Source organism: Mesorhizobium sp. SEMIA396, assembly GCF_024518615.1.
Lineage (GTDB): Bacteria > Pseudomonadota > Alphaproteobacteria > Rhizobiales > Rhizobiaceae > Mesorhizobium.
Genome location: NZ_JANIFC010000019.1, coordinates 64079 through 88240, shown reverse-complemented (window position 1 = coordinate 88240; position 24162 = coordinate 64079). Strand labels below are relative to the sequence as shown.

The window sequence follows — 24162 nt, the reverse complement described above, 5'->3', positions numbered from 1 at the left end:
GATTTATCCGCCCGCAGCCTTCGCGCAATGACAACGAATGAAGCAATGCTGGCGCTTGCTGTCATCGGGGCGAACCTCACTGCTGGACGGCGCTGATTGGGGCCACAGCAACGAAATTGCGCGCTGTTCACGGGGTCGATCTGCCCGACCGGGTAGCCCATCAAGCCGGCCCCTAAGGTTGGTTATTTGGACTTTATAACACCATCTAGAATTCAGGAAAACGCAATGAGCCTCTCTCGTTCCCAGCTAGATTCGATGTTCCGCTTAGAACTTCGTGGCGAAATAGCGGGGCACTACAAACTGGGACCCGTGGAATCGTCGTATGTGAGAATGCGCGACGGCGTCAGGCTGGCGTTGGATGTCGTGCGTCCAATGGGTGACAGCACCGAAACCAAGCGCAATACCATTTTAGTAATGACACGCTATTGGCGCGGGAAGAAGGGCAGCTTGTCTAATTGCTACGCTGAAATGTTCGTCCAGCACGGTTACGCCGTGGTTGTTGGAGATGTTCGGGGCACGGGTGCGTCTTTCGGGGTATGGCCCGGCTACCGCTCTCGCTCTGAGATCTTGGACAACAGCGAAGTGCTCGACTGGATAGTCGCGCAGCCATGGTCTACTGGCCAGGTGGTTGGCTATGGCGTGTCATACACTGCCAACTCCGCAGACTGGATGGCTGAGCAAAACCACCCCGCAGTGAAGGGGATCGTGCCGCGCTTCGCCGATTATAGTGTTTATGAAGATCTTTCCTTTCCCGGCGGAGTTCCTAACCAAGTGATGGATCTTTGGGACAGTGGCGTAAAAAGCCTCGACCGCAATGAGTCGATCCGGGATGATGGAAGCCCGTCTCAACTGGGCGTACGACCCGTGGGACCCGGAGGGGAGGCTGACCTTGTCGCCGCCCTACGCGACCATGAGCGGGCGCCCACTGATTGGGTGAAAGCTCATGAGCTCACTTTCAAAGACGAACGTCCGACATTATGGGACGGAGCAACCATACTTGACTGGACGCCAGAGATGGCGGCGGAGCGGATATCTAAGTCCGGCATTCCTACCCAGAATTGGGCGAGCTGGTTTGATTCTGGCTCCGCGCAAGGGGCCGTGCGCCGCTTCTTGTTGCAATCAAATCCGATGAACGTGATAATCGGTCCCTGGAACCACGGTGGAGCGATACCTTATGATCCGCTTCGGCCCGCCGATGAGGAAATCCTACCAACGTTTGCGACCCAGCAGGCCAATGATATCCGGTTCGCTGAAGCTTGTTTCAACGGCGAAGCCGCGCGCGTGGGAGGTAAGGTAGTTCACTACTACACGGTGGGCGAGGGTGCTTGGAAATCGACCACGTCCTGGCCGCCCGAAGCCAGGCGCAGACGGTGGTACATGTCCAGTGGTTCGCGGCTGGACTCATCGCCCGACGCCGCAGGTTTTGACTTCCTGCAGGTCGACCGAGATCTTGGCGACGTTCTAACAAACCGGTGGGACACCAACGGCGGCAGTGGGGGTAAAGTAGATTATGGAGATCGGCGTCAGTTCGACGAGGCTCGGCTTACCTATACCAGCGAACCATTGGCAAATGACCTCGAAATCACCGGGCATCCATTTGTTGAGCTCAATATCAGCTCTACGCGCGAAGATGGCAATTTCTTTGTTTACCTTGAGGCCGTGCAACCAGATGGGGTATCCCGGTATCTGACGGAAGGGCAGCTGCGGGTCCTGCACCGGAAGGTGTGGACCAACTCTCCGTTCGACGTTCTTGGTCCACAGCACAGCTTTCTTGAACGCGACGCCGAGCCTCTTACGCCGGGCGAAATTGCCACCTTGACGTTCACGTTGCACCCGATTTCCGCCCGCCTTTCGGTAGGTTATCGCTTGAGGGTAGTCCTCGCCGGAAGTGACAAGACTTCGTTCGCCAATGTGCCCGCGGACGGCGAGCCGCCATTGCTGAAGTTTTATCGCGGTCCCGGGGGCTGCTTCATCGACCTTCCGATCGTCGAGAAGTAATGCCAGTTGAGGTGCCTGCGATGGCGAACGAATATATCGTTCGGTAATCGGCATTGTTGTGGCGCGCTTTGGACGCCATCGTGGGGGAACTCTGTGCGGGGCTACTGTTCTCGCAATTGCCAACCAGCACCTTGCGGGCACGTCAATGGCAGCGTCAAGGCGACTGATCCGCCTTTCAGGCATGGGCCATCTCAAAACGCGATGGGACCGTCCCCGACTTTATATTGGCGGGTCCGGCGACAAGTGGCCCATAATCGATGCAACGCATGTCAGCATACCCCTTCATTAGTGTAATTGGAACATTCGAGCGAACGAAGTGCAGATCAAAGACGTCCTACTCGCATCTGGCAACGGCGCGTTCTTTTATGACGATCAGTCTGCCATTAGGTCCGGAGCGATCCAGGACGGCTTTATTTATCTTGGCGAACCGGTGACGCCTGGATTTACGTCCATTCGCGTTCCGGCGTCGTCGCTCAGCGTCGGACTTGTACTAGCGGACGACAGCGTCGTTTGGGGTGACATGATGGGCGTGCAGTACTCTGGTGCTGGCGGGCGGGATCCTTTGTTTGATTCTGTCCAAATTTCGGAATTGACGTCGCGGGTTGTGGTGCCGCGACTGTTGGATGTCGATGCGTCTCGTTACCTTGATGCCTGTGCGACGGTTTTAGAGGACTACGACCACAAGCAGTTACCTCTTGCGATCGAGTACGGCGTCAGCCAGGCGCTCCTACGCGCTGCGGCCCACCTTCACCGCACCACCATGGCGGAAATTCTGTGCAAAGAATTTGACCTAGCGCTGCCGACGTTCAGCGTTCCGATTTATTGTCAAAGTGGAGATGCGCGCGAAATCAACGTTGATAAGATGATTCTGAGGGCGGTGGACGTGCTCCCCCACGGTCTGATCAACTCGCGACAAAAATTCGGGACTGGCGGTCAGACCTTCATGGAGTTCGTGAGGTGGGTCGCGAGGCGTACGCGCGAGATTGGCCGCCCCGGGTATCATCCCGTGCTGCATTTCGATGTTTATGGCTGGATCGGCCAAGAAATTGGCATGGAGCCACAAGAGATTGCTGACTTTATCTGCAGGGTTGCCGAGAGTGTTCCGGCTTTCATTCTCAATGTCGAGTCCCCGGCGGATTTTGGTTCGACCCAAGCTCAAATCGAGAACTACGCCAAGATCGTATCGATCTTGGACAGTCGGGGCTCCAGCGCCCGTATAGTTGTGGATGAACGATGCAATACGCTAGAGGATATTCGGCTCTTTGCCGAAGCGAAGGCCACGCACCTCGTTCAAATCAAGACGCCAGACGTGGGCTCAATTGCCGATACAGCGCGAGCAGTTCTGCTGTGTAAGGCGAACAAAGTAGGGGCGTATGTCGGGGGAAGTTGTACCGAGACGGATCTCTCGGCCCAGGCTACAGTCCACGTTTCGCTAGCGACCCAGGCCGACATGATGCTCGCAAAGCCCGGCATGGGTGTAGACGAGGCATTCTCCATTGTTGGGAACGAACAAAATCGGCTTCTGGCGACGCTGAACCGTCGTCGGACTCAAAACGAGCTCGTAAGATGAAAAAAGCGGTGTCGCATGCAGAACTCTCTTGAGAGGATCACTGTCGTAGCCGTGGAGCAGGCCGTGGCTGCGCCTTATGCGTCCTCTCGTCTTGCGGATGCCGGCGCGCGTGTCATCAAGATCGAAAGGCCCGAAGGAGACTTTGCCCGAAACTACGACAAGTTGGTGCGTGGGCAGAGCGCTTACTTTGTTTGGCTCAACCGGGGCAAGGAGTCGGTCTGTCTCGACTTGAGGTTGGAGGAGGACCGGGCCGTGCTCGACATCCTTATTGCCGGCGCCGACGTCTTTATCCAGAACCTGAAGCCGGGAAGCATCGAAAAATTGGGATTCGGGTCTGCTGATCTGCGTCGACAATATCCGCGCCTGATCACTTGCGACATCTCTGGGTTCGGGGACAGAGGGCCATATTCCCACTTGAAGGCTTATGATCTTATCGTCCAGGCTGAAACTGGTCTATGCGCAATTACCGGCAACAATCAAGGTCCCGCCCGTGTTGGAGTCTCGGTCTGTGACATCTCGGCGGGCATGACAGCGCACAGTGCCATTCTTCAGGCACTCTATCACCGCGAGGTCACCGGCGAGGGGACCAGTATTCAGGTATCGCTGTTCGATGCCGTCGCCGACTGGATGAACGTGCCGGTTCTGCAAAACGACTATAGTGGGTACCGCACCGTACGCGCAGGCGTGAAGCACCCGTCGCTGGCGCCGTATGGCGCGTATCGTTGTGCCGATGGCAAAGATGTCGTCTTTTCGGTTCAGAACGACCGCGAATGGGTAAATTTTTGCGAGAAGTTCCTGAAGCAGCCGGAGCTTACATGTGCACCTGGTTTCGCCGATAACATGGAGCGCCTCGATCACCGTGTGCAACTTGATGACATTATTGAACGCCGGTTTTCCCAACTATCCTGTAACGAAGCAATGCAGGAACTTGAGGTGGCCGGCCTAGCATATGGCCGGCTGCGCGAAGTGGCGGATGTTTCAAAACATCCCCATGTTCGCAGAGTTGAGGTTGAGACACCCGATGGAACGATCGAGACGATCGCGCCGGCGGCGATTTTCAACTTGGAGCGGCCATCACTGCGTCCAGTTCCAGCCCTTGGCGCCCATACCCATGCTGTCCGCGAGGAGGTTCTGAGGCGTTTGCGCGGGACGGCCGCCTCGGCATGAGCGGGTATGTCCGCAAGAGGGGTGCGGTTTTTGTTCTAAAGAGCCTACGTGCCTCGGATCATCTTTCACTGGCACCGCCTGGCTATAATCGACCGCGAAGCCTCTTTATGATAAAGGACACCTTTGTGGCCGTTGACGGCGCAATGTCTTTACCACGCTGGAGATCCCTGCTCTTCGTACCCGCTCACGTTCCGCGCTTTGTGGAGAGGGCGCATGAGCGGGGTGCAGATGGCGTCATTGTCGACCTGGAGGATTCTGTTCCCCAGGATAAAAAGAGAGAGGCGCGGCGGCAGCTTTGTGCGTCTGTGGCTAAGGTGGGCCGCAAGGGCGCGTCTGTTTTGGTCCGCGTGAATCGTAGTTTGCGCGCCTTGGCGGCAGATCTTGATGCAGCCGTCGTGGCAGGTGTTGATGCACTTGTTCTTTCAAAGACGGATTCGCCAGAGTGGGTGTCCGAAATTGCGGACGCGGTCTCAGAACTTGAACGAGAAAGAAATCTTCCGTTAGGACGTATCCGGTTTCTTGCCCAAATCGAGACCCCAGGTGCCTTGCAAAAGCTATCGGCCATTGCCTCGTCCCATCCCCGGATGGTCGCAATGGCCCTTGGCCCTGAAGACTTCAGTGCCGCTGTTGGCGGCGCGCCAGAACTTGATCTTCTCTTGACGCCAAACCTTTCTGTTCTTTTTGCCGCCCGTGCGGCCGGGTTGCTCCCGCTGGGCTTCATAGGAAGCATTGGCGCGTTCTCTGACACTCACAAACTTCGTGAGGCTGCGGAGCGTGCACGGCGGCTCGGCTTTGCTGGAGCTTTGGCGATCCATCCAAACCAGGTTGCCATCTTCAATGACGCTTTTTCGCCAAGCCCACAGGAACTCGAATGGGCCCGTCGTGTCCTCGCGGCGGAGAAAGATGCGACGGCGCAGGGCATAGGCGCATTTGCCCTGGACGGAAGGATGGTCGATCCACCTGTTATCCAAAGGGCCCGGGATATCATCGCCACGGATCCGGGCGCCGGGTTGGGCGTCTGAGGCCTCAGCGGTTGGTTACCAAACTGGAGCGACCCTACGCTAGGCGTTATGCAACTCGGCACAATTATTGCTGTCGCGCCATCGCATTTCGAGATAGATTACATCATTGCAGTCCGCCCTCGGAAGAGTACCCGTGGAAATCAGGCAGTTAAGATACTTCGTTGGCGTGGTCGAAGCAGGCAGTTTCACGAAGGCCGCTGGCTTTCTGAATGTCGCCCAGAGTGCGCTGAGCCTGCATGTGCGTCAACTGGAGGAAGGCTTCGGCACTCAGCTGCTGATACGCGACAGGACCGGTGTGAGCGTGACGGCGTCAGGAGCCAAACTGCTCGATCGCGCTCGGGCGATTCTTAAAGAAATTCGACTTACCGAGGTGGAATTGACCAACACAGCCGCTTCCCCTGCAGGGGAGGTGACTATTGGCATTCCGTCTGGAGCTGCTCGCGTCCTGAGCGGTCCGCTGCTTGAGACGGTAAGACACGAACTGCCCAAGGTGTCCCTCAAGATGGTCGAGGGTATGACGGGACCGCTAGAGGAATGGATGGCGGCTGGACGCTTCAATCTGGCGGTTCTGTACCGCACAGCAGACAGTGTGGGGCGAATGACTGTGCTAGCGCGCGAAGATCTTTGTCTGGTGGTTCCGTCCGGCGAGCCACCGTTTGAAGATGCGATAGCTCTGGCCGACCTGCATGCATTCCCCCTGGCGGTTCCCATGCGCAACAACAATGTCAGGCGTTCGGTGGCTGATGTCGTCGCGCAACACGGTTGCGCGCTGGACGTCAGGTTTGAAGTGGACTCCCTCTCAACGATCATCAACATGGTCGTAGAGGGAAAAGCGCATTCTATTCTCGCCCCGTCTGCGGTTCAGAAAGAAGCCTCCCAAGGGCTGGTCCGGACGGTCAAGATAGTCGATCCGGTGATTACCCGCTCCGTGGTGCTCGCTGTAAATCCCAAAGATGAGCGTTCTGCGGCCGTTTCTGCGGTCCGCAAGCTCATTCCGAAGGTCGCCAGAGAATTGATTGAGAGCCGGGGCTGGGTAGCATCGGCTCCTGACGCGACCTGAGAACCATCGATCTGTAAACAACGGCATGACTTCCTTGCTGTCGAAACAGATCGATCTGGATTCCAGATGGATTTAGGCACTAATCGATATTTGACCCGCTGCGACCATCGCGATGAAACTGGCTCAAGCGAGCTCAGCGGCTTCGAAAATTGAAACGGCGCTCGCATGGCCAGAATCACAAGTGGAGCCCGCGATGTCCCACGCCAGGAGCTACGAGCTCTTCATTAATGGCAAATGGCGAGCCGGTGGTAGCCGAGCCACTTTGCCGGTGATCAACCCGGCGACGGAGAAGGTATTTGCCTCAGTGGCCTCGGCTACGGTTTCAGACTTGGATGAAGCTCTTACTTCGGCAGAACGCAGCCGCAAGGCGTGGTCCTCACGACCCGCCAAAGAGCGTGGCGAGATCCTCGTCTCTGCCGCCAGCATTCTGGCTGAGAAAGCTGGCGCGGCAGCCAGGGACCTGTCGTCCGAACAGGGAAAGACGATTGCCGAAGCAACAGGAGAGTACGCGCGCGCAGTCGAAACGCTGGAATGGAATGGCCGGCATGCCGATGAGTTGTCGACCCCGATTCCGTTGGGTCCGAACAGGATGATCGTCCCGGAGGCCCTCGGTGTCGTCGCTGCCTTTACGCCGTGGAACTATCCAGCCGTTCTCATCGCCCGCAAGCTCGCCCCCGCGCTGGCGGCAGGCTGCCCGGTGATCCTCAAAGGGGCCGAAGAGACGCCAAGCGTGGCTGTCCATATCGTGGAATCTTTGCGTCAAGCAGGGATACCGGAAGGCGTGGTCAACCTGGTGTTCGGTGTTCCTGTGCATATATCACGGCATCTGCTCAGTTCGCCAATTGTCAAAGTCTTGACGTTCACGGGGTCGACCGCTGTTGGGAAACAGCTGGCCACACTGGCCGCGAATAATCTGCAGCGCTGCATCCTTGAGCTCGGTGGACATTCCCCGGTTATTGTGTGCGAAGATGCCGACCTGGCAACGGCGATACCGGCTATTTCGGAATACAAATTCGAGTGCGCGGGCCAGAGTTGCAATGCGCCCAGCAGGATTCTTGTCGCCCGATCCCGCTATGAGGAATTCCTGTTCCGGATGACGCAGGCGGTCCGAAAAATCAGGATCGGTCCACCGGATGACCCTGCAACGCAGATGGGTCCCATGGCAAACGCGCGGCGAATCGAGGCCATGCAACGCCTGACCAAAGATGCGGTAGAGGGCGGCGCCCAAATCGAGACCGGTGGCACCCCCCTTGACCGACCGGGGTTTTACTGGCCGCCAACCATCCTGACTGGCGTACCGAAGGAAGCGAGAGTGCTTCATGAAGAGCCGTTCGGACCAATTCTCACCGTGGCTCCTTTCGATACGATCGAAGAGGCGATCGATGAAGCCAACGCCACGGAGTACGGTCTGGCCGCCTACTTGTTTACTGGCGCGGCCGATACGCAACAGAGGCTTGTGGGCGGTCTTTCTGCGGGCGCTGTTAGTGTGAATTACCTGAAAGGGGTTTCCGCTGATGCCCCTTATGGAGGAGTCAAGCAAAGCGGCTATGGATATGAAGGCGGCGAGCAGGGGGTGCGAAGCTTCCAGATTCTGAAAATGGTCAATGGCCTCGGTTCAATTGGATAAAATCCGGTGGGAAACAGAACACGGACCATGGCCGGTAGCGACATCACAAGGAGCGTCGCCGACGCCCTTCAGTACATCTCGTACTATCATCCTCCAGATTATATCCGGTCTCTTTCTCACGCATACACGCGAGAACAGAGCCCGTCGGCGAAGAATGCCATAGGTCAGATTCTGCTGAACTCCCGCATGGCGGCCTTTGGGCGGCGCCCGATTTGTCAGGACACCGGACTTGTGGTTGTCTTCGCAAAGGTCGGCATGGATGCCCGCATTAAGTCAACGGCCAGTTTCGCTGATCTTGTGAATGAGGGCGTACGTCAAGCCTATCTCGATCCGGACAATCCCCTTCGGGCATCGATCGTTGCGGATCCCCTCGCTAGACGGGTCAACACCCGAGACAACACGCCGGCAGTTGTCCATGTCGACCTGGTGCAAGGTAACCAGATTGAGATCACCATCGCCGCGAAAGGCGGCGGGTCGGAGAACAAGGCACGTTTTACCACCCTCAATCCCACCGCCTCCGTTGCCGACTGGGTGGTCAATACCGTTTCGACCCTTGGCAGCGGGTGGTGTCCACCTGGACTGATCTCTGTCGGCATCGGTGGTAGCGCTGAAAAGGCGATGCTGCTGGCCAAGGAGGCCATGAACGAGCCCATCGATATGGCGGAACTGATCGCAAGGGGGGCGTCAAGCGCAGAGGAGGGGCTGCGGATTGAGCTTTATGAGCGGATCAACGCGCTTGGTATCGGCGCCCAAGGCCTTGGTGGTCTGACGACAGTCGTTGACGTCAAGGTTGCGACCTATCCTACTCATGCAGCGTCCAAGCCTGTGGCGCTCATCCCGCAATGCGCCGCCAACCGGCACCTGAAGTTTACTTTGGACGGCTCTGGACCCATCAGCCTCCAGCCGCCCGATTTGCGCGAATGGCCCGACATCGGAGCCGACGAATTGAACCCAGCCGGCGTCCGGCGGGTCAATTTAGATACGCTGACGAAGGAAGAGACGGCATCGTGGCGCTGCGGTGAAACGCTCCTGCTGTCTGGAAAGATGCTGACGGGCCGTGACGCTGCCCACAAACGAATGGTCGAACTGATCGATGCCGGCAAGCCGCTTCCAGTCGATCTGCGGGGACGCGTGATCTACTACGTCGGTCCCGTCCGGGCAGCGAGAAATGAGATCGTTGGACCCGCCGGTCCAACAACCTCCAGCCGCTTGGACGATTTTACGGACAAGGTGCTCGCCGAAACCGGCCTTTTCGCGATGGTGGGCAAAGCGGAGAGGGGACCGGCGGCCATCGCCTCGATTGTAAGACACAAAACGCCATACCTTGCTGCAGTGGGTGGCGCTGCGTACCTGATCTCAAAATCGATTAAGGCGGCGCGGATCGTTGCCTTTGAAGACCTGGGCATGGAAGCCATCTATGAATTCGATGTGCAGGACATGCCTGTTATCATGGCCGTCGATGTTGAGGGAAACTCCATTCACAATTCCGGGCCTCTTGAGTGGCGTAAGCGTATGGCGGCCGACAGCATCGCACGCAACATCGGCGTTTGAGTCTTTCCGTTGGGCGATTTCGGCCAGACTCCCGCGCCAAATTGTCGGGCAAGCCGTAAGACGAGCGGCATTTGCGGTGCCATGCGCCTCGGCGGGCCGGACGAGCAAGGCCTTCAATTCACTCCAATAGCTGAATGTGCCAGTGAATACTGCATTGAATATGCCGTACACGCGATCGAGGCTCGAATGACGTCGCGGCGTCTATCAAGTACGGCAGCGGAGTTCAGTAAATGGGTTATCTATTTATCAGGAGGTCTCCGCCGCGGCCGGCTATCCTCTCCAGCTGCATCATTGCCCCGTTAGGCGTCGGGGCGATAGCCAAACTACTTCTGCAGCTTTTCTCAGCTGATCGCTCTCCCTCAGCTGATTTTCGTACCCATTCTGGCACATCTCGGGCCTGGAACGGATGCCTTCCACTGCTACATTCGCTCGTTTCAATTGATGATAGAATTGATCGGCACACAACGCGATGTCGATCGCTGCTTGAGAGCATAGGTTATGAAGTCGAAACCCGATCCCGTGCAACTCGACAGTTGGGACGTCCGGATTCTCTCCGAAGTTCAGGCAGACGGTCGGATTTCAAAAAGTGAGCTTGCAAAACGAGTTCATCTTTCGGCGTCCGCCTGTTCGGAGCGGCTCCGAGCACTCAAGGCCGCAGGGATTATTGAGGGATTTTATGCGCGACTGAGTCCTGCCCTCATCGGCGGCATGATCTTTGTGATGGTGGAGGTCGTGCTGGATCGTCATCGTCTTGAGGACCAACGACTCTTCGAAACTGCAATCCAAGAGATTCCGGAAATCCTGGACTGCTGGGCAATTGGGGGGCGCGTGGATTATCTGATGCGGGTCGCATCTCGTTCTATGGCCGCCTATCAGGATTTCATGGAGGGACTGCTGCAGGCAGGCTTGGGGATTGATCAATACTATAGCCTTGTCGTCACGAAACCAGTGAAGTCCAATTCACCGATACCTTTGTCCGCCCTGAGGCAACGGTGAAACCGAAAGTTTAAGTTTCAACGGTGTTTGGCACGGATCCCGTAGATTCGTCGGCAAAAGGCGCCCATTCCGACGAAACTCAAGGGACATTTGCGGTATAGTAATTGCTGGAAAAACGTGGCCGAGCGCTATGATGGCGAGGAAGGACGATGCGCTTGAGCAATCTGGAACCGATCATTCCAGGAGACGGATCGAAGCAGCCATCGGACGCACTTGGCCAGCACGGTTACGGCGAGAAGCCAAACCGGATCGTGCCTGGTTGAGGAGGCGTCCATATCTAAGATGCGAAGTGCCGAAAAATGCCTCTACCGCTACTTCAAGGGGGGAACTTTCGCCCTGGATTGGCGATCAGTGGCGATTGAGCTTAGTCGCGGTCAGCGCATCCGTGTAGGGGGCGAATCTACAGCGAGGGTTTGGCAAGCCGACGGGTAGCGGGAGTGCAAGCTGGCCCGCTCGGCCTTGGCGACCAACCCGGCCCTCGACGCCTGCGGACATTCGGAGATCGCTCCATCGCGTTTTTACGTCCTAAGTTCGTTGCTGATCGAGATTAGGAGATCGTCTGTCCTGTTTGACATTGCTGGTCTCCGCAGCCTTCTAAGCGAAGAGCATGGCTGTGCCGGGGTCGCGTAGGTGGGTGACAAGGCCGGTCACTCCTGCCACCCGACGTGGTCTTTGAGAAGGTGGAGGTTGCGCTACCGGCTGGAGAGCATGGTGCCAGTTTTCACAAGACAAGGGTCGCTTAATCGAATGGGCGTCAAGTTCATAGATTGCGAACAGATCATGGGGGGATTTGAATAGTGCTACTGACCGAGGCAGAGCTGAAAAGAGTTGCGAATGCCAGTCGAGGGCATAGAGCCGCATCGATCGTTCTAAAGGAAGAGACGGCCGCAGCTACAGCCAGATCGTCATTCGACGTTTTTCTGTCACATTCTTTCAAGGACGCAGAGATCGTTCTCGGTGTGAAGCGAATTTTCGAGGAGCTTGGGTTCACTGCTTACGTAGATTGGGTCGAAGATTCACAACTGGACCGCACAAAAGTCTCCTCGGCCACCGCCGAGTTGCTGCGGACCCGTATGAGGCAGTCAAAGACGCTAATCTATGTGCATTCAAACAATTCTCCAGGATGCAGATGGATGCCTTGGGAGCTTGGCTTTTTCGATGGGTTTCGGACCGCGGTAGCGGTTCTGCCCGTGGCAAAAAATTCTTCGGAAACATTCTCCGGGCAAGAATTTTTGGGCCTATACCCTTACATTGATGGGACAGGACCTGCATTCCTGTTTATGAACAGAGGGACCGCGCCTCGCCCAAGAATAGGCTCTGTAAGCTCGACTGCTAACCTCACGTTCGCCAAATCCTGGCTTAAAGAATTTACCGCCACAAAATAGACTGGTGTGCTTCAAAAATGAAATATCCTGGACTCTATAATAGCGCCGACGTGGCATCCAACGAGCAGCAGGCGACGTTTCTGCGCCTGATCCGGGCAGAGTACGTTCTTCTTTTTTTAGCGTCGGTGCTCTCTTTGGACTTGTCGCCATCAAAAGCCTATTTCGGTGTCTATGCTGCGGTATTTCTTTGCTCAATGGGAGTCCTCATTTTCCGGTCGGTCACAAAGCCCGAGCAGGTCTGGTATCAGGCTCGAGCTCTGGCAGAGTCGGTGAAGACATTGACTTGGCGCTTCGCGATGCGAGCACAGCCGTTCGATGACGCGCGCGCCGCTGACGCCAGAGCTGATTTTCGAAAGCTCATAGAAGGTATCCTTGATAGCAATCGTCACCTTGGTAGCGCGTTGAGCGGCACCGATTCAGCATCCCCCCAAACAACCGACCAGATGATGTCGATAAGGGACTCCCCGCTAAAAGAAAGAAAAGACCTGTATCTGCAGAGACGAATCTGCGACCAACGGAAGTGGTACGAGAAGAAGGCGCGCTCGAACAAGAGGTCCGCGAAAGTCTGGATGGGCCTCGGTATTTTTGCATACGCTCTGGGATTCTCGTTCATCGTAGTACGCATCGCTGACCCCGCGATGCCAGGCTGGCCGACCGAGCCGCTAATTGTCATCGCCGCCTCGCTTATCGGGTGGACCCAGATCAAGAAATTTAACGAATTGGCATCGGCTTACACGTTGACAGCTCACGAGATCGGCTTGACTGCCGACCTTATTACGGACGCCAACTCGGATGAGGCATTCTCCGCCGCGGTGAACGAAGCCGAACTGGCTTTCTCACGGGAGCACACCCAGTGGGTTGCTCGTCAAAACAACTAAGAGACAACAATGGCATACAGCGATCCGACCTATGTAATATTTGACGGCGATGAAGACGCTTGGGCATACCGCTTTATGAAAGGGTGGAACGCCAGCGAGAATGTGAGTTTTGAATTCGCGAACGCTCACGATCTGGACAATATGACGAGCCGAGCACAGGACGAAGATTATGTTAAACGCAATCTTCGCAACAGAATGAATGGATCGAGCCAGGTACTTGTCCTGATCGGTGAGAAGACGAAAAACCTTTTTCGCTTCGTGCGCTGGGAAATGGAATTGGCTCTTGATCTAGGTCTGCCGATAATCGCAGCAAACCTTAACGGCTCGCGGCAACAAGATGTGAGCTGTCCGCCTATCATCAGGGACAAATGTGTTGTGCACGTGCCGTTCAAGATGAAGGCCATCAAGCACGCGCTAGCCAATTGGCCGAGCGAATTTCATCGGCTTTCAAACGCTCAGCGTGGCGATGGCGCCAGGAGCTATGGCGAAAGCACCTATCGCGATCTCGGCTTATAATCGCCCACCTAAAAGCACTTAGCCGCCCAAACATCCTCGCCATCCGCTGGCGGCGACTAGCCTTAGCAACGTCCGCCAACGTGTTCCGAGCTTGCCGAGCGATGATAAGAAGAGACGTCCGATTTGCTGAGTTTGGCTGAAAGCTGCAGGTCATGTGCAACCTATTAGAGGAGCCCCGCTCGAAGCGTCGGATCGTCAGACAAGATCACGTCGCGCGAGGGCGCTGGTTTCGCGAGGAAAAGGAGCGGCTGTTCGACGTTTGAGGCTTGATCCAGCGTTTCGAGACTGCACGAGCGGCCAGCATTGATGGAGGCATGCTGCCGCCTTCTGCGAGCCGCAGCTCGGCTCGCCCTGCGCAGCAAACCACGAATTTGCGATCGCAAGAAAGGCAACACGCTGACGATAGAACTTGGCGGCGCTGGTCGGCTGCGAATCAAGATGTCGATGGCAAGGAGCTCTCGCCGCGCGTCTTTGCCGGGCCGAACCTTCTGGCTATGCTCCTTGGAGAAGTCTGCCGAGCACCAGCCGCCGCACCGCCAAAGCGATCAATATGCGCGAGGGCACGACCTCAGCCTCTCAGCGCTGGCCAACCAGGTTGGAGCCTGTGCCGCGGCACGGAACCCGCTGCCTGCTGATCGAGGCGAATGTGCTTTGCCCCTGATCACCTGCATTACCACCCTTGGGAAGGGCAAGACCGATCCGGACCGTCAGAATGTAAGGGATGACCGGCAGTTCGGCGGAACATGGCCGCCGGCGCTCTATCGTGCCTCGCGCGGCCGGCGGGAACAGCGTCCCGAGCGCTATTCATCCGTCAATATCGCCCGCTAATCGGGCACTATGCTGGGCGCATGCGCGTCGTAAGCTGTTCGTGTTTGCAGGACGCGCCCCCGACCCTCGGCTAAGGCGAAGGTGACGCCTTAGTTTTCACGGCAATTCGGGCCGATCCCGCGAATTCCACGGCGAATAACCTGCATTCCCGAGAAACTCAAGGGACGTTTCCGGTATGCTATTTGCTAAACAGGTGGCTGGCCGAGTGCCCTCCGCCAATTTATCGCGAGGAGAGGGACATGCGCTTGAGCAATCTGGGAACCGAGCAACTCCGGGAGAAGGATAGAAGCTTCGTCTTCCATCCTTCTACGCATTTGGCCAAGCACAGCCGAGGCGAAACGCCAAATAGGATTATGGCCGGTGCGGAAGGCGTCTATATCTGGGACACCGAAGGCCGAAGAAGCCTCGACGGTTTCGGAGGACTCTACTGCGTCAACATGGGATATGGATGCACGGAGATCGCCGAGGCCATTGCCAGGCAAGCACACGAATTGCCGTTCGCACACGTCTATGCCAGCCAAGGTACGGAGCCGGTCGCCCTGTTGGCAGAGGCCGTGGTCGAGTATTTCGGTCAGAACATGCGAAGGGTCTATTTCGGCCTCTCCGGTTCCGATGCCAACGAAACCAACATCAAGCTGGTCTGGTACTATAATAACATTCTTGGCCGGCCCGAAAAGAAAAAGATCATCTCGCGAAATCGCGGCTATCACGGGTCTGGATTGGTCACGGGTAGCCTAACTGGCCTTCCCTTCTTTCACAATTTCTTCGACCTGCCTCTGGATTTGGTGCGCCATACAACCACGCCGCACTATTACCGCCAGGCGCGTGTCGAGGAGAGCGAGGAAGCGTTCTCCCGGCGCTGTGCCGATGAGCTTGAAGCCTTGATCCTGGCCGAAGGACCGGAAACGGTTGCAGCTTTTATCGGAGAGCCGGTACTTGGGACAGGAGGTATTGTGCCGCCCCCCAAAGGGTACTGGACGTCCATTCAAGCGGTGCTCGACAAATACGATATCCTTCTAATCGCGGATGAAGTGGTCTGCGGCTTCGCGCGAACCGGCGAGAAGTTCGGTTCCCACCTGTATAACATGCGTCCGGATTTCGTGACCATCGCAAAGGGTTTGAGTTCCGCCTACCTCCCCATCTCCGGGTCAATCATTGGCGACCGTGTCTGGTCGGTTTTGGAACAAGGAACTGAGAAGCACGGCGCACTCGGCCACGGCTGGACATATTCGGGGCACACGCTTTGTGCCGCAGCCGCGCTCGCCAATATTCGACTGCTTAAAGAAAAAAATATTTTGGAGCATGTCCGCGATGTTGGACCGTATTGGCAAGACCGGATGAAGGCCGAGCTGGCGGGACATCCCATCGTTGGTGAAGTTCGCGGAGTGGGTATCCTGTCGGCCGTAGAGATGATGCGGGACCCAAAACAAAGGATACCATTCGAACCCGACCTTCAGGTCGGGGTGCGCACTGCAGCTGCTCTGTTTGAGAATGGTGTCATCGGACGGGCCATGCCGCATGGCGACATCCTCGGTTATGCACCCCCCCTGATCATTACCCGAAAAGAGATCGACATCATTGTCGACGCGACGGTAAAGTCGGTCGATACCACCTATCGCGCGCTGAAGGCGGAGGGTGCCGTATGATTTTGCGATCGCGAAGGAGCGAGTCCGGAGGCAGGCATGTCCCTGCGCGCTACTGCGCCGAGCAGACCCAAAACTGTTGAATTCCAGATATCTGATCTTGAGCATGCTCCGGGCTATTTCAGTCACGATTTGTAACCGAATCAGTTCTGCCGCCGCTGTCCTGTTGCCCAACGACCAGGACCTCTGTGCGGCGCGCCCTGCGGGTGTACCTCCCCGCCGGCAGGGCGCCCTTTTTGACCCACGTAATCAGTATCATTATGGCCCGTGCGGAATCGAGGGTCTGGTAAAGGTCATCTGCACGTTCCGATGCAGATTGAGCTTAGACGTGCCCTTTACATCATTGCAGCGGGCCACGGTCGTCGGTTCCAAAGTGCGGCAATGCCGAAGGTTATCTTCCTTCACATCACAAAGAACAGAATAATAATTGCGGTGTATTTTATCACATCAGGTATATAAAAGGACGATACTTACACACCACCCCGTTCACAAGGAAAGGCATTTTAATATTGTTGAGACGATTTGCCTATCAAAGAAAAGAAAGCATCGCAACACTTCTTTGCGGATCACGGCGCCCCGGGTGGGGGATGAGCGGCTATCCGAATTGTTATGCTAATGCCGACCCAAATTCCTGCAAAAGCTGGGGTCAATGATGGCTTTTGGTCAGCGCAGGATGATTTCTCCTGATTTGGTCGGTGCAGGGGCGGTCATGACTTAATGCATGGCAGCATTCTGGAGCCCGGTCAGCCCAGCGACGCCCGCGAATTCAATCGCGTTTGTCGGACATACACGACGCAGCCGGAAGGCGTGCAGAAAGAGGAAGAATCGAGCGCGACGATGACGAGGGACATGCCACTTGTTTTCGAGACATTCCTTGAAAGACTGTCACAGAGTATGGATGAGGCAGATTTCCGGGATGCCATGGCTGAGGCGGCCGGACGACTTGACCTAATCTTCTTTGCCTACCTCTCCTTGCCAGCACGGCCTTCCGGCAAACCGAGGTTAATTTCGAACTATCCAACCCGCTGGACCAGACAGTATCTGGAAAATCAGTATGAGAAACTCGATCCTGTGGTCTTGCGTGCTCGAAATGGCGGCTGCCCGTTTCACTGGGGATCGAATTTGGGAGGCGATAAAATGTCGCCGGCTCAACAGCAGCTATTCGATGAGGCGGCTCAATTCAGCATCTGCTGCGGTTTGACGATCCCAATTGTCGATCTCCGCGGCCGCACCGCTGCGGTTACTTTTGCCGCCGATGAGCCTCGTCCAGTATTTCTTCGGGTCGCTGAGCGGTACGAACAAGCTCTTCAACTGATGGCGGCCTGCTTTCATCGTTGCGTTCGCCGCAAATTGCCGAGCGATCGAACAGTGGACGGGATTTCGCTGACATCCCGCGAATATGAGTGCCTGAGGTGGGCAGCGCGGGGTAATTCAGCCTGGGTGACCGGCCGCATCTTGGGTATCAAGCCACGCACGATCGCTTTTCATTTGGACAATGCCAAGAAGAAGCTAGGCGTGCGAACCCAAAATCAGGCTATAGCCCTTTTGGGGTCCGAAGGGTCCTCAATTCTCTGAGAAGCTTTTTGATCCCCTTGTGCTCGGGCCATTCGATCGCGCGCTTTGTATCGAGCGTTGACTGGATGCCGAGATCTTCTGTTCCGCCGGCTCGGGCGATGCAGCCGTATTCTTCCAGTCCGCGCCGGTGATCATAGTCTATGGGTGCTCGAGCGGGTGTTTCGTCGCTGACGAGCTAGTCGTGCGGTTATATAGTTTCCGAGGATGGCCCGCTTGCATACCTGCCTGCCGGTAATCTCTAACCCTTGACTTAGGGCGATGGCTATCGGTTATGCGGCTTGAAAGCGAAGAGGTGGACCCTTCGTCGAGCGCCGGTACGATATGGAGTGCTGCTCCGGGCTAATACCCATCCAGACAGAGCGGAACCTTCTATCACGTCAGACGCTCGGACAATTGCCAAAACCCGATTCCTGGGAACTGAATTGTGCTCGCCACCGGGTCCATTTTGCCGGCGCGTCTGTGGTGCAGGCCCCGATCAGCCTGACCAATGGCACAGGAACTGCCTGCTTCTATGACCGAGCACTGCGAATTTGTCAGCTGGCGAACAATTCCTTGTAGCCGCTCGTCACCATCCAGTTCGCACGGTCGAGATGACTACGAAGCGCCTTCCTGGCGCGCTCCGGTTCAAGTGCCGGATCAATGCCGAGGATCAGTTGGGCCATTTCCTCTTCGGGCGCCTCATCGGCTGAGGCGTCCAGGAGCCTCATATAGATGGTAAAGTGCACCCTGTCGTAGGCGGTAAGACGGTCAGACCAAGGGACTTCGTCGAGCAGTGTTGAGCTTTGAGTCCTATCTGTTCCCGTTGATCGATTCATGTCTGCCGCGAACCTCGCATGTTGATCGCTGGATCCAAGGCAGAATATCCCAAAATGGGATAATCCGAAACGGGGATTAGTCGCTGAGCCGGTCTCTACCTGACCGGTTCACCTAAATGCCCAAATCTCTTCGATCTCCCCGCCACCAGCGGTTTCTGGCCCAGTTGATCTCACTGCGCAATGTCAAAGGGCTGACGCAGGCGCAGGTGGCTGAGAAGCTTGGTCGTCCGCAATCTTTCGTGGCGAAATATGAGGGTGGCGAGCGGCGTCTCGATATCATTGAGTTTCTCGACGTAACTGCGGCCCTCGATGCTGATCCGTGTGAGATTCTGTTGAGCCTGCGCACGTAGTGGGCGCCCGCGCCCATCACCGCGCGTGCCGTGTGCCGGTGGGTCGAGCCCCGCTTTTCTTGGCTCTGGCGTCTCGACCATTCCGCTGCGCCTCCTAGCGCGTCGTTAGACTCTCGCAATTCGCTCTATTTGTGCCTTTCCCAGCAGGTGGCGCCGCATCCTTCTAGGCCCGCCGCGGCGTCCCGCAACCCTTAGCCAGCTGTGAGCTTTCAGTAGGTTGTCCATCCGGCCCTTCGGATGCGGTGCGGCTCAGACGGACCCGTTCCTGTCATGATTCGCCGACGCACCCATTCCTGGGAAGCAGCCATTGGCGAGCGGAGGACAAAATGATGAGACAGCGAAGCGCTGGGCCATCCGCGCTGTGGTGATACGTCGATGCATGGTGTTACGCGACTTCGTTGCTTGAAGCGAAGCGACCGCACCGCCCATTTCGTCAACTGGCGAACAAATCCTTGTAGCCGCCCGTCACCACCCAGTTTGCACGGTCGAGATGACTGCGAAGAACGTTGCGTGCGCGCTCAGGTTCGCGTGCCGGATCAATGCCGAGGATCACTTTGGCCATTTCCTCTTCAGTGGCGTTGTCTGCCGAGGCGTCCAGGAGCCTCATATAGGTTGTAAAGTGGTCCTTGTCGTAGGCTGTAATGCGGTCCGACCAGGGGACCTCGTCGGCGAACGGCGTGTTCGATCTGGGCTGCAACATCGCTAATTCTATCTCCGGCCAATGGACCCGCGAAGCCCTGTGCCTGCTAAAATGTGGATTACATATTATAGTTGATAAACTCAAGCCGCCTGATCCGCTGGCTTGCGTGCATGGATATGCGCAAGTTGGTCGGACGAAATGTGCAGAGGATCAGGCAAAGGAAGCGCCTGACGCAGGAGCAGCTTGCGGAGATTTCCGGGTTCAGTCAGCAGTACATCAGCGGCTTGGAGAAAGGCCGAAGAAATCCGACAATTATCACGATCTATGAACTGGCATTGGCCCTCGGCGTCAGCCACATGGATCTGGTTCGGCCCGACAAACAGGGCTGATGCACCCGCCCTCCAAGTAGCTGGCGGCCTGATGGCGCGCGCCGGGTGCTTGTGAACCCACGCTTTTCTTAGGTCCCCCGGCAGCCCCTGCCATTTAGCTCGCCCTCGCGCGGGCGCACCCTATTGGACAGTCGGACGCTGCGTTTTTGTCAGCTTTCCTGGGACGTGGGGTGGTCGGCATTCCCTTTTAGGCCCGCCGCGGCCTGCCGCAACCTTCGCTCTCGCTTCAGGTCCTTCTCTTGTTTACGGTCCTTCGGATGCAGTCCGCCTCTTTCAGCGGGCCTAATCGCTTTCTGTTGCCCGCCCCACGGGGACAGGCACGCGAGACTAGTATGGAGCGTTGCGGTTAGCGCGCGAACAGCAAAGGAACCGAAAAAACCGGCAACTGTCGCAGTATGGCTGAACCAGCCATCGTGTCGGCATCTAGGAGCCGCGTGTTCGCCTTGCGCTGACACGAAGCTCAGACATGACGTCCGGGAGACGATGCTGGCAAATAGTCTGGCTGAAGCATTCCACCCACAATACCAAAGCCCGTCCCGATTCAAAGCGCTTCTGAGCACTCCATCTCAGGCGCGGGGCCAGCTGGCCAGTTCACCTTCTTGGTCCGCCGGAAGAGAGCCCCGCCCTCTCGACAATCGGCTTCATGAGGTCTCGCCCTGCAGTGTCGACCGTAAAAAAGGGCGCGCGAGGCGCCCTTCATTTAAACCGGCAGTCGGGAAGCAGACTTCACTCTGATATTCAAAAGCGGTAGGTGACACCTGCGCCTATCAGCCAGGGATCGAGCTCCGCCTTCCCCGTCAGCTTCGCGCCGGCCACCGTGACGTCGAAGTCCGGCTTCAGGAAAAGCTTCTTCACGTCGAAGTTGAGGCCCCAGTGCTGGTCCACCATGTAGTCGAATCCGACCTGCAGCGCCGTGCCGAACGTGTTCTTCACCTTGAGAGCATCAGCGCTGCCAGTGTCCTGGTTGTAGAAGATCGTGTAGTTCACGCCGGCGCCGACATAAGGCTTGAACGCGCCGAGATCGGTAAAATGGTACTGCAACGTGAGCGTCGGCGGCAGCAGCCAAACTTTGCCGATGTTGCCCAATCCTCCGATCGTCCCTTGGCCCGCGATGTTGGCATAAGTGGTACCGAGTATGAGTTCGGCGGCGATGTTGTCGGTGAAGAAATACGAGATATCGAGTTCCGGCGTCACCGTGTCCGAATACGAAAGACCGGAGCCGGGAAGCGTATCAACGTAGCCCAGATCTTTCGTAACGACGCCCAACGCCCGCAGGCGGACCTGCCAAGGGATTGGCGCTTCGGTGACCGAGGCTCCCGTCTCCGCCAGGACGGTCTCTGCTTGCGCAGGCTCCGCGGCGACGGCCTGCTGTCCCACCATGATCAGGGCCACCGCCGCTGCTGTTGCCCGCGCTACGCCCATTCGCGTTCTCGCCATGAGATTCACTCCTTGATGTTCAGAAAGGATGCACTGCACTATTTCGTCTCCTGCTCGAATGAATTGTTGATGGACCTCAAATGCCCCACTTGCGTGCAACGCGTTCCGCCGTCTCCGGAAGGTGATCGTTGAAGCCGATTGCGCTGCGGAGAAAATTGGTGCCTAGACTGATGAATGCGGCTTGCTCCCGATTGTCCTCGCCGCAGCCGTGCCCGCCTGCGCTGGCCTCGTAGAAGTAAGCGGGATAGCCAAGAGCCTGCAGTTTTGCGGCCATCTTGCGCGCATGGCCCGGATGGACGCGGTCGTCGCGTTTCGTGGTGGCGATCAGGATAGGCGGATAGGGCTGTCCCGGCGCTGCGGCGTGATAGGCGGAGATTTCCTTCAGGAAAGCCCAATCGTGAACCTTGTCCGGATCGCCATATTCGTCGATCCAGCTCGCGCCCGCCAAGAGCTTGGTGTAGCGACGCATGTCGATAAGCGGTGCTGTGCAGAACAGAGCCCCGAAATGCTCAGGATAGCGGGTCAGCATGTTTGCGATCAGCAGGCCGCCATTTGAGCCACCCTCGGCGGCAATCCGCCTCGGCAGGGTGATGCCCCTTCGCACGAGGTCGGCGGCAACGGCGGCGAAATCGTCATGGGCGAGACGCTTGCCCTCCCTGCGCCCGGCTTCGTGCCAGCGGGTGCCGAACTCGCCGCCGCCGCGGATGTTCGCCTCGACACACGTGCCGCCGCGCTCGAGCCACAGCTTGCCCAGCGGGGAGTTGTAGTAGGGCAGGAGTGATACGCCGAACCCGCCATAAGCGGAAAGGTGAATCGGAGCATCTCCGTTCCCGTTCGCCGGACCAACCTGCGTATAGGGGATCAGCTCATGATCGATAGAGACTGCCTCGTGGCGCGTGACCACCAGTCCGGATGCATCGAAATTCTCCGGGCTGCGCTTCAGGATTGCTGAAGCGCTGAGAGACGGCGCGGCATTCAGATCGAACAGCAAGAGCTGCGGCGGCGTGATCGGATCCTGAGCACAGATCAGGACCTCTCCATTGGTCTCGTGAACTGCCGCATCGAATGACCAGACGTCGACAGTACCTTCGGCGGGCAGGGTGTTCAGGACTCGGCGCGTCCATTCCTGGTGGCCGGGAGTGAACATCTCGAAACGCGGTGCGAGATTGACGAGGTAAGAGATAATGAGCTTCCCGTCATTCCAGAAGAATGACTGCATGGAGCGCCTTTCCCCTGGTTGAAACAGGGTCTCAAAACGGCGTCCGCCAGCGAGGAAAGAGGAAAGCGAGATGACGATCAGCGCGTCGGCGGGATGGGTGGTGCCTCCCACCGTCCAGGGCTTGCGCGGCCTTACCGCCAGCCAGTCGCCGAAGACCCGCCACGACGCGTCGCGAGGAAGATCGATCTGCCTCCTCGGCCCGCTCCTATCGCCGATCCAGCTGATCTTCTCGAAGAAGGCCGGCTGCTCGATGAACCAAAGGCGCTCGCTGCGGCCGGTGCGGTCCGAATGACCAGACACTTGGAAGCTTTCGAACCCGGCCTCGAAGATTGCCGGCGTGGTGAGGGGATCCGCGTCACGCTTCCACAGTCGAACGGTGCGCGCATAGCCGGAGCGGGTGGCCATGCCATTACCAAGCGCACTGGAAAGCAGAAGCGTGTCAGGGTCCAGCCAATTAACGTAGCCTTTGGCCTCGGGGAGGTTGAAGCCGTCGGCGACAAAGCTCAGAGAGATCAGGTCGAATTCGCGATGCACGACCGCGTCGCTGCCGCCGCGCGACAGGCGCAGAACGGCTCTTTCCCGTCTCTCCGGCTCGATGGACGCGCCGTCCCAGATCCAGTCCTCTCCGTCGCTAGCCGCGAGAGCATCCAGATCGAGCAGTAGCTCCCATTGGGGATCCGCCTTCATGTAGGCGGCAAGGGTGGTCCGGCGCCACAGTCCGCGTGGATTACCGTCATCTCGCCAGTAATTGTAGAGGTACTGACTACGGCGCGCGATCAGGGGAAGATTGTCGCGATTGTCGAAAATGGCTGTCAGAGCCGCGCGGTCGCGCTCGAATTGCGCTCCACCGAAGTGCTTCAGGGTCTTTGCCGATTGGCCGGCGGCCCAGGCAAGTGCCCGCTCGCCCTCTACATCTTCAAGCCAGACATAGGGATCGTCGTCGGGAGCATCCAGCGTTGGACGGACATCAAATGCGTTCATGTCCGGACAGCCTTCAGAAAGAAGGGATAGAGGCTTCCGTCGGCTCGGGAACGCTCAGTGCTGGTAGCGGCGCCCACATGTTCGAAAAGCGTGATCATTGATGAGTTCTTCCAGTCGGTGCGGCATCGCAGTGCTTTTGCGCATAGGGACCGCAACCGTCGTGCCAACTGGGAAAATCGTTTCGGAACAACGCGATCGCTCTGGAAGCGTTGTGTCACATGTCCGACATCGTCGAGAATCCGACAACGAGTGCTCCTCCTAATCACCGGATCAACCTCCGGCGCCAGGCGGTGACACCGTGCAGAACTCGAGCAGTGAAGCTCATTGGTGAACCTGGTTGACGCCCAACATCTTCGCTCTGGAGCGCTTCACGCACACGGATTCATGGCAGACACCATGATGCGATCGATGCGGTTAGAGACCAAGCTGGCTGCGCCTGTGAGTTTCAGCCGCCAGCTGGAAGCAGCTGAGTTCTGAGGAGAAGGGTGGGGCACCCCTTGGGCGACCTGATGGTT

The 24162-nt window shown here is 57.4% G+C and carries 18 protein-coding genes and 1 pseudogene; 15 read left to right on the top strand and 4 right to left on the bottom strand.

Going from position 1 to position 24162, the window contains the following annotated elements; translation table 11 throughout:
• The first annotated feature begins 225 nt into the window (after positions 1-225).
• The 13 genes and pseudogenes from NP503_RS31745 to NP503_RS31685 all read left to right on the top strand — a co-directional run bounded on the left by NP503_RS31745 (position 226) and on the right by NP503_RS31685 (position 17816).
• Positions 226-1998, top strand: coding sequence for a CocE/NonD family hydrolase (locus tag NP503_RS31745; protein ID WP_127270362.1), 1773 nt, complete (start codon positions 226-228; stop codon positions 1996-1998).
• 316 nt (positions 1999-2314) lie between these two features.
• Entirely contained in the window at positions 2315-3568 is a 1254-nt protein-coding gene (locus tag NP503_RS31740; RefSeq protein WP_127270361.1) for a methylaspartate ammonia-lyase, read from the top strand.
• A gap of 15 nt (positions 3569-3583) precedes the next feature.
• Positions 3584-4735, top strand: a complete 1152-nt coding sequence (locus tag NP503_RS31735) for a CaiB/BaiF CoA-transferase family protein (protein ID WP_127266647.1) — start codon at positions 3584-3586, stop codon at positions 4733-4735.
• A 107-nt stretch (positions 4736-4842) separates the two neighbouring features.
• Entirely contained in the window at positions 4843-5757 is a 915-nt protein-coding gene (locus NP503_RS31730; RefSeq protein WP_236383480.1) for a CoA ester lyase, read from the top strand.
• Positions 5758-5890: 133 nt separating this feature from the next.
• Positions 5891-6817: a LysR family transcriptional regulator gene (locus tag NP503_RS31725; RefSeq protein ID WP_127266646.1), complete on the top strand. Its 927-nt coding sequence runs from the start codon at positions 5891-5893 to the stop codon at positions 6815-6817.
• 193 nt (positions 6818-7010) lie between these two features.
• Complete coding sequence (locus tag NP503_RS31720) at positions 7011-8444, top strand: NAD-dependent succinate-semialdehyde dehydrogenase (protein WP_127266645.1); 1434 nt, start codon at positions 7011-7013, stop codon at positions 8442-8444.
• A 27-nt stretch (positions 8445-8471) separates the two neighbouring features.
• Positions 8472-9995 carry a fumarate hydratase gene (locus tag NP503_RS31715; protein ID WP_127266644.1) on the top strand — a complete coding sequence of 508 codons (1524 nt, stop codon included), beginning with the start codon at positions 8472-8474 and terminating at the stop codon, positions 9993-9995.
• A 498-nt stretch (positions 9996-10493) separates the two neighbouring features.
• On the top strand, positions 10494-10991 hold the full coding sequence (locus NP503_RS31710; RefSeq protein ID WP_127266643.1) for an Lrp/AsnC family transcriptional regulator: 498 nt from the start codon (positions 10494-10496) through the stop codon (positions 10989-10991).
• Between the two features lie 1402 nt (positions 10992-12393).
• Positions 12394-13254 (top strand): DUF4231 domain-containing protein, encoded by an 861-nt coding sequence (locus tag NP503_RS31705; RefSeq protein ID WP_127266642.1) that lies wholly within the window; start codon positions 12394-12396, stop codon positions 13252-13254.
• Between the two features lie 9 nt (positions 13255-13263).
• Positions 13264-13770: a TIR domain-containing protein gene (locus NP503_RS31700; RefSeq protein WP_063169304.1), complete on the top strand. Its 507-nt coding sequence runs from the start codon at positions 13264-13266 to the stop codon at positions 13768-13770.
• 455 nt (positions 13771-14225) lie between these two features.
• Positions 14226-14647: pseudogene (locus NP503_RS31695) on the top strand (transposase); the annotation flags it as partial.
• 190 nt (positions 14648-14837) lie between these two features.
• Positions 14838-16244: an aminotransferase gene (locus NP503_RS31690; RefSeq protein ID WP_063169303.1), complete on the top strand. Its 1407-nt coding sequence runs from the start codon at positions 14838-14840 to the stop codon at positions 16242-16244.
• Positions 16245-17078: 834 nt separating this feature from the next.
• Positions 17079-17816 (top strand): LuxR family transcriptional regulator, encoded by a 738-nt coding sequence (locus tag NP503_RS31685; RefSeq protein WP_127266649.1) that lies wholly within the window; start codon positions 17079-17081, stop codon positions 17814-17816.
• A gap of 533 nt (positions 17817-18349) precedes the next feature.
• Here NP503_RS31685 and NP503_RS31680 read toward each other — a convergent pair.
• The gene (locus NP503_RS31680; RefSeq protein WP_127266641.1) at positions 18350-18631 is read right to left on the bottom strand and encodes a DNA -binding domain-containing protein; all 282 of its coding nucleotides are present in this window, start codon (positions 18629-18631) and stop codon (positions 18350-18352) included.
• Positions 18632-18747: 116 nt separating this feature from the next.
• Here NP503_RS31680 and NP503_RS31675 point away from each other — a divergent pair, with 116 nt between their 5' ends.
• Positions 18748-18981, top strand: coding sequence for a helix-turn-helix domain-containing protein (locus tag NP503_RS31675; protein WP_126097360.1), 234 nt, complete (start codon positions 18748-18750; stop codon positions 18979-18981).
• 433 nt (positions 18982-19414) lie between these two features.
• Here NP503_RS31675 and NP503_RS31670 read toward each other — a convergent pair whose 3' ends face one another.
• Positions 19415-19681 (bottom strand): DNA -binding domain-containing protein, encoded by a 267-nt coding sequence (locus NP503_RS31670; protein WP_127266640.1) that lies wholly within the window; start codon positions 19679-19681, stop codon positions 19415-19417.
• A gap of 110 nt (positions 19682-19791) precedes the next feature.
• Between NP503_RS31670 and NP503_RS31665 the strand changes: the two genes are divergently transcribed.
• Positions 19792-20010 (top strand): helix-turn-helix transcriptional regulator, encoded by a 219-nt coding sequence (locus NP503_RS31665; RefSeq protein ID WP_126105025.1) that lies wholly within the window; start codon positions 19792-19794, stop codon positions 20008-20010.
• Positions 20011-20748: 738 nt separating this feature from the next.
• Here NP503_RS31665 and NP503_RS31660 read toward each other — a convergent pair.
• Positions 20749-21447 (bottom strand): OmpW family protein, encoded by a 699-nt coding sequence (locus tag NP503_RS31660; protein WP_024505687.1) that lies wholly within the window; start codon positions 21445-21447, stop codon positions 20749-20751.
• Between the two features lie 76 nt (positions 21448-21523).
• Positions 21524-23647 (bottom strand): prolyl oligopeptidase family protein, encoded by a 2124-nt coding sequence (locus NP503_RS31655; RefSeq protein ID WP_127266639.1) that lies wholly within the window; start codon positions 23645-23647, stop codon positions 21524-21526.
• Between the last annotated feature and the right edge of the window lie 515 nt (positions 23648-24162).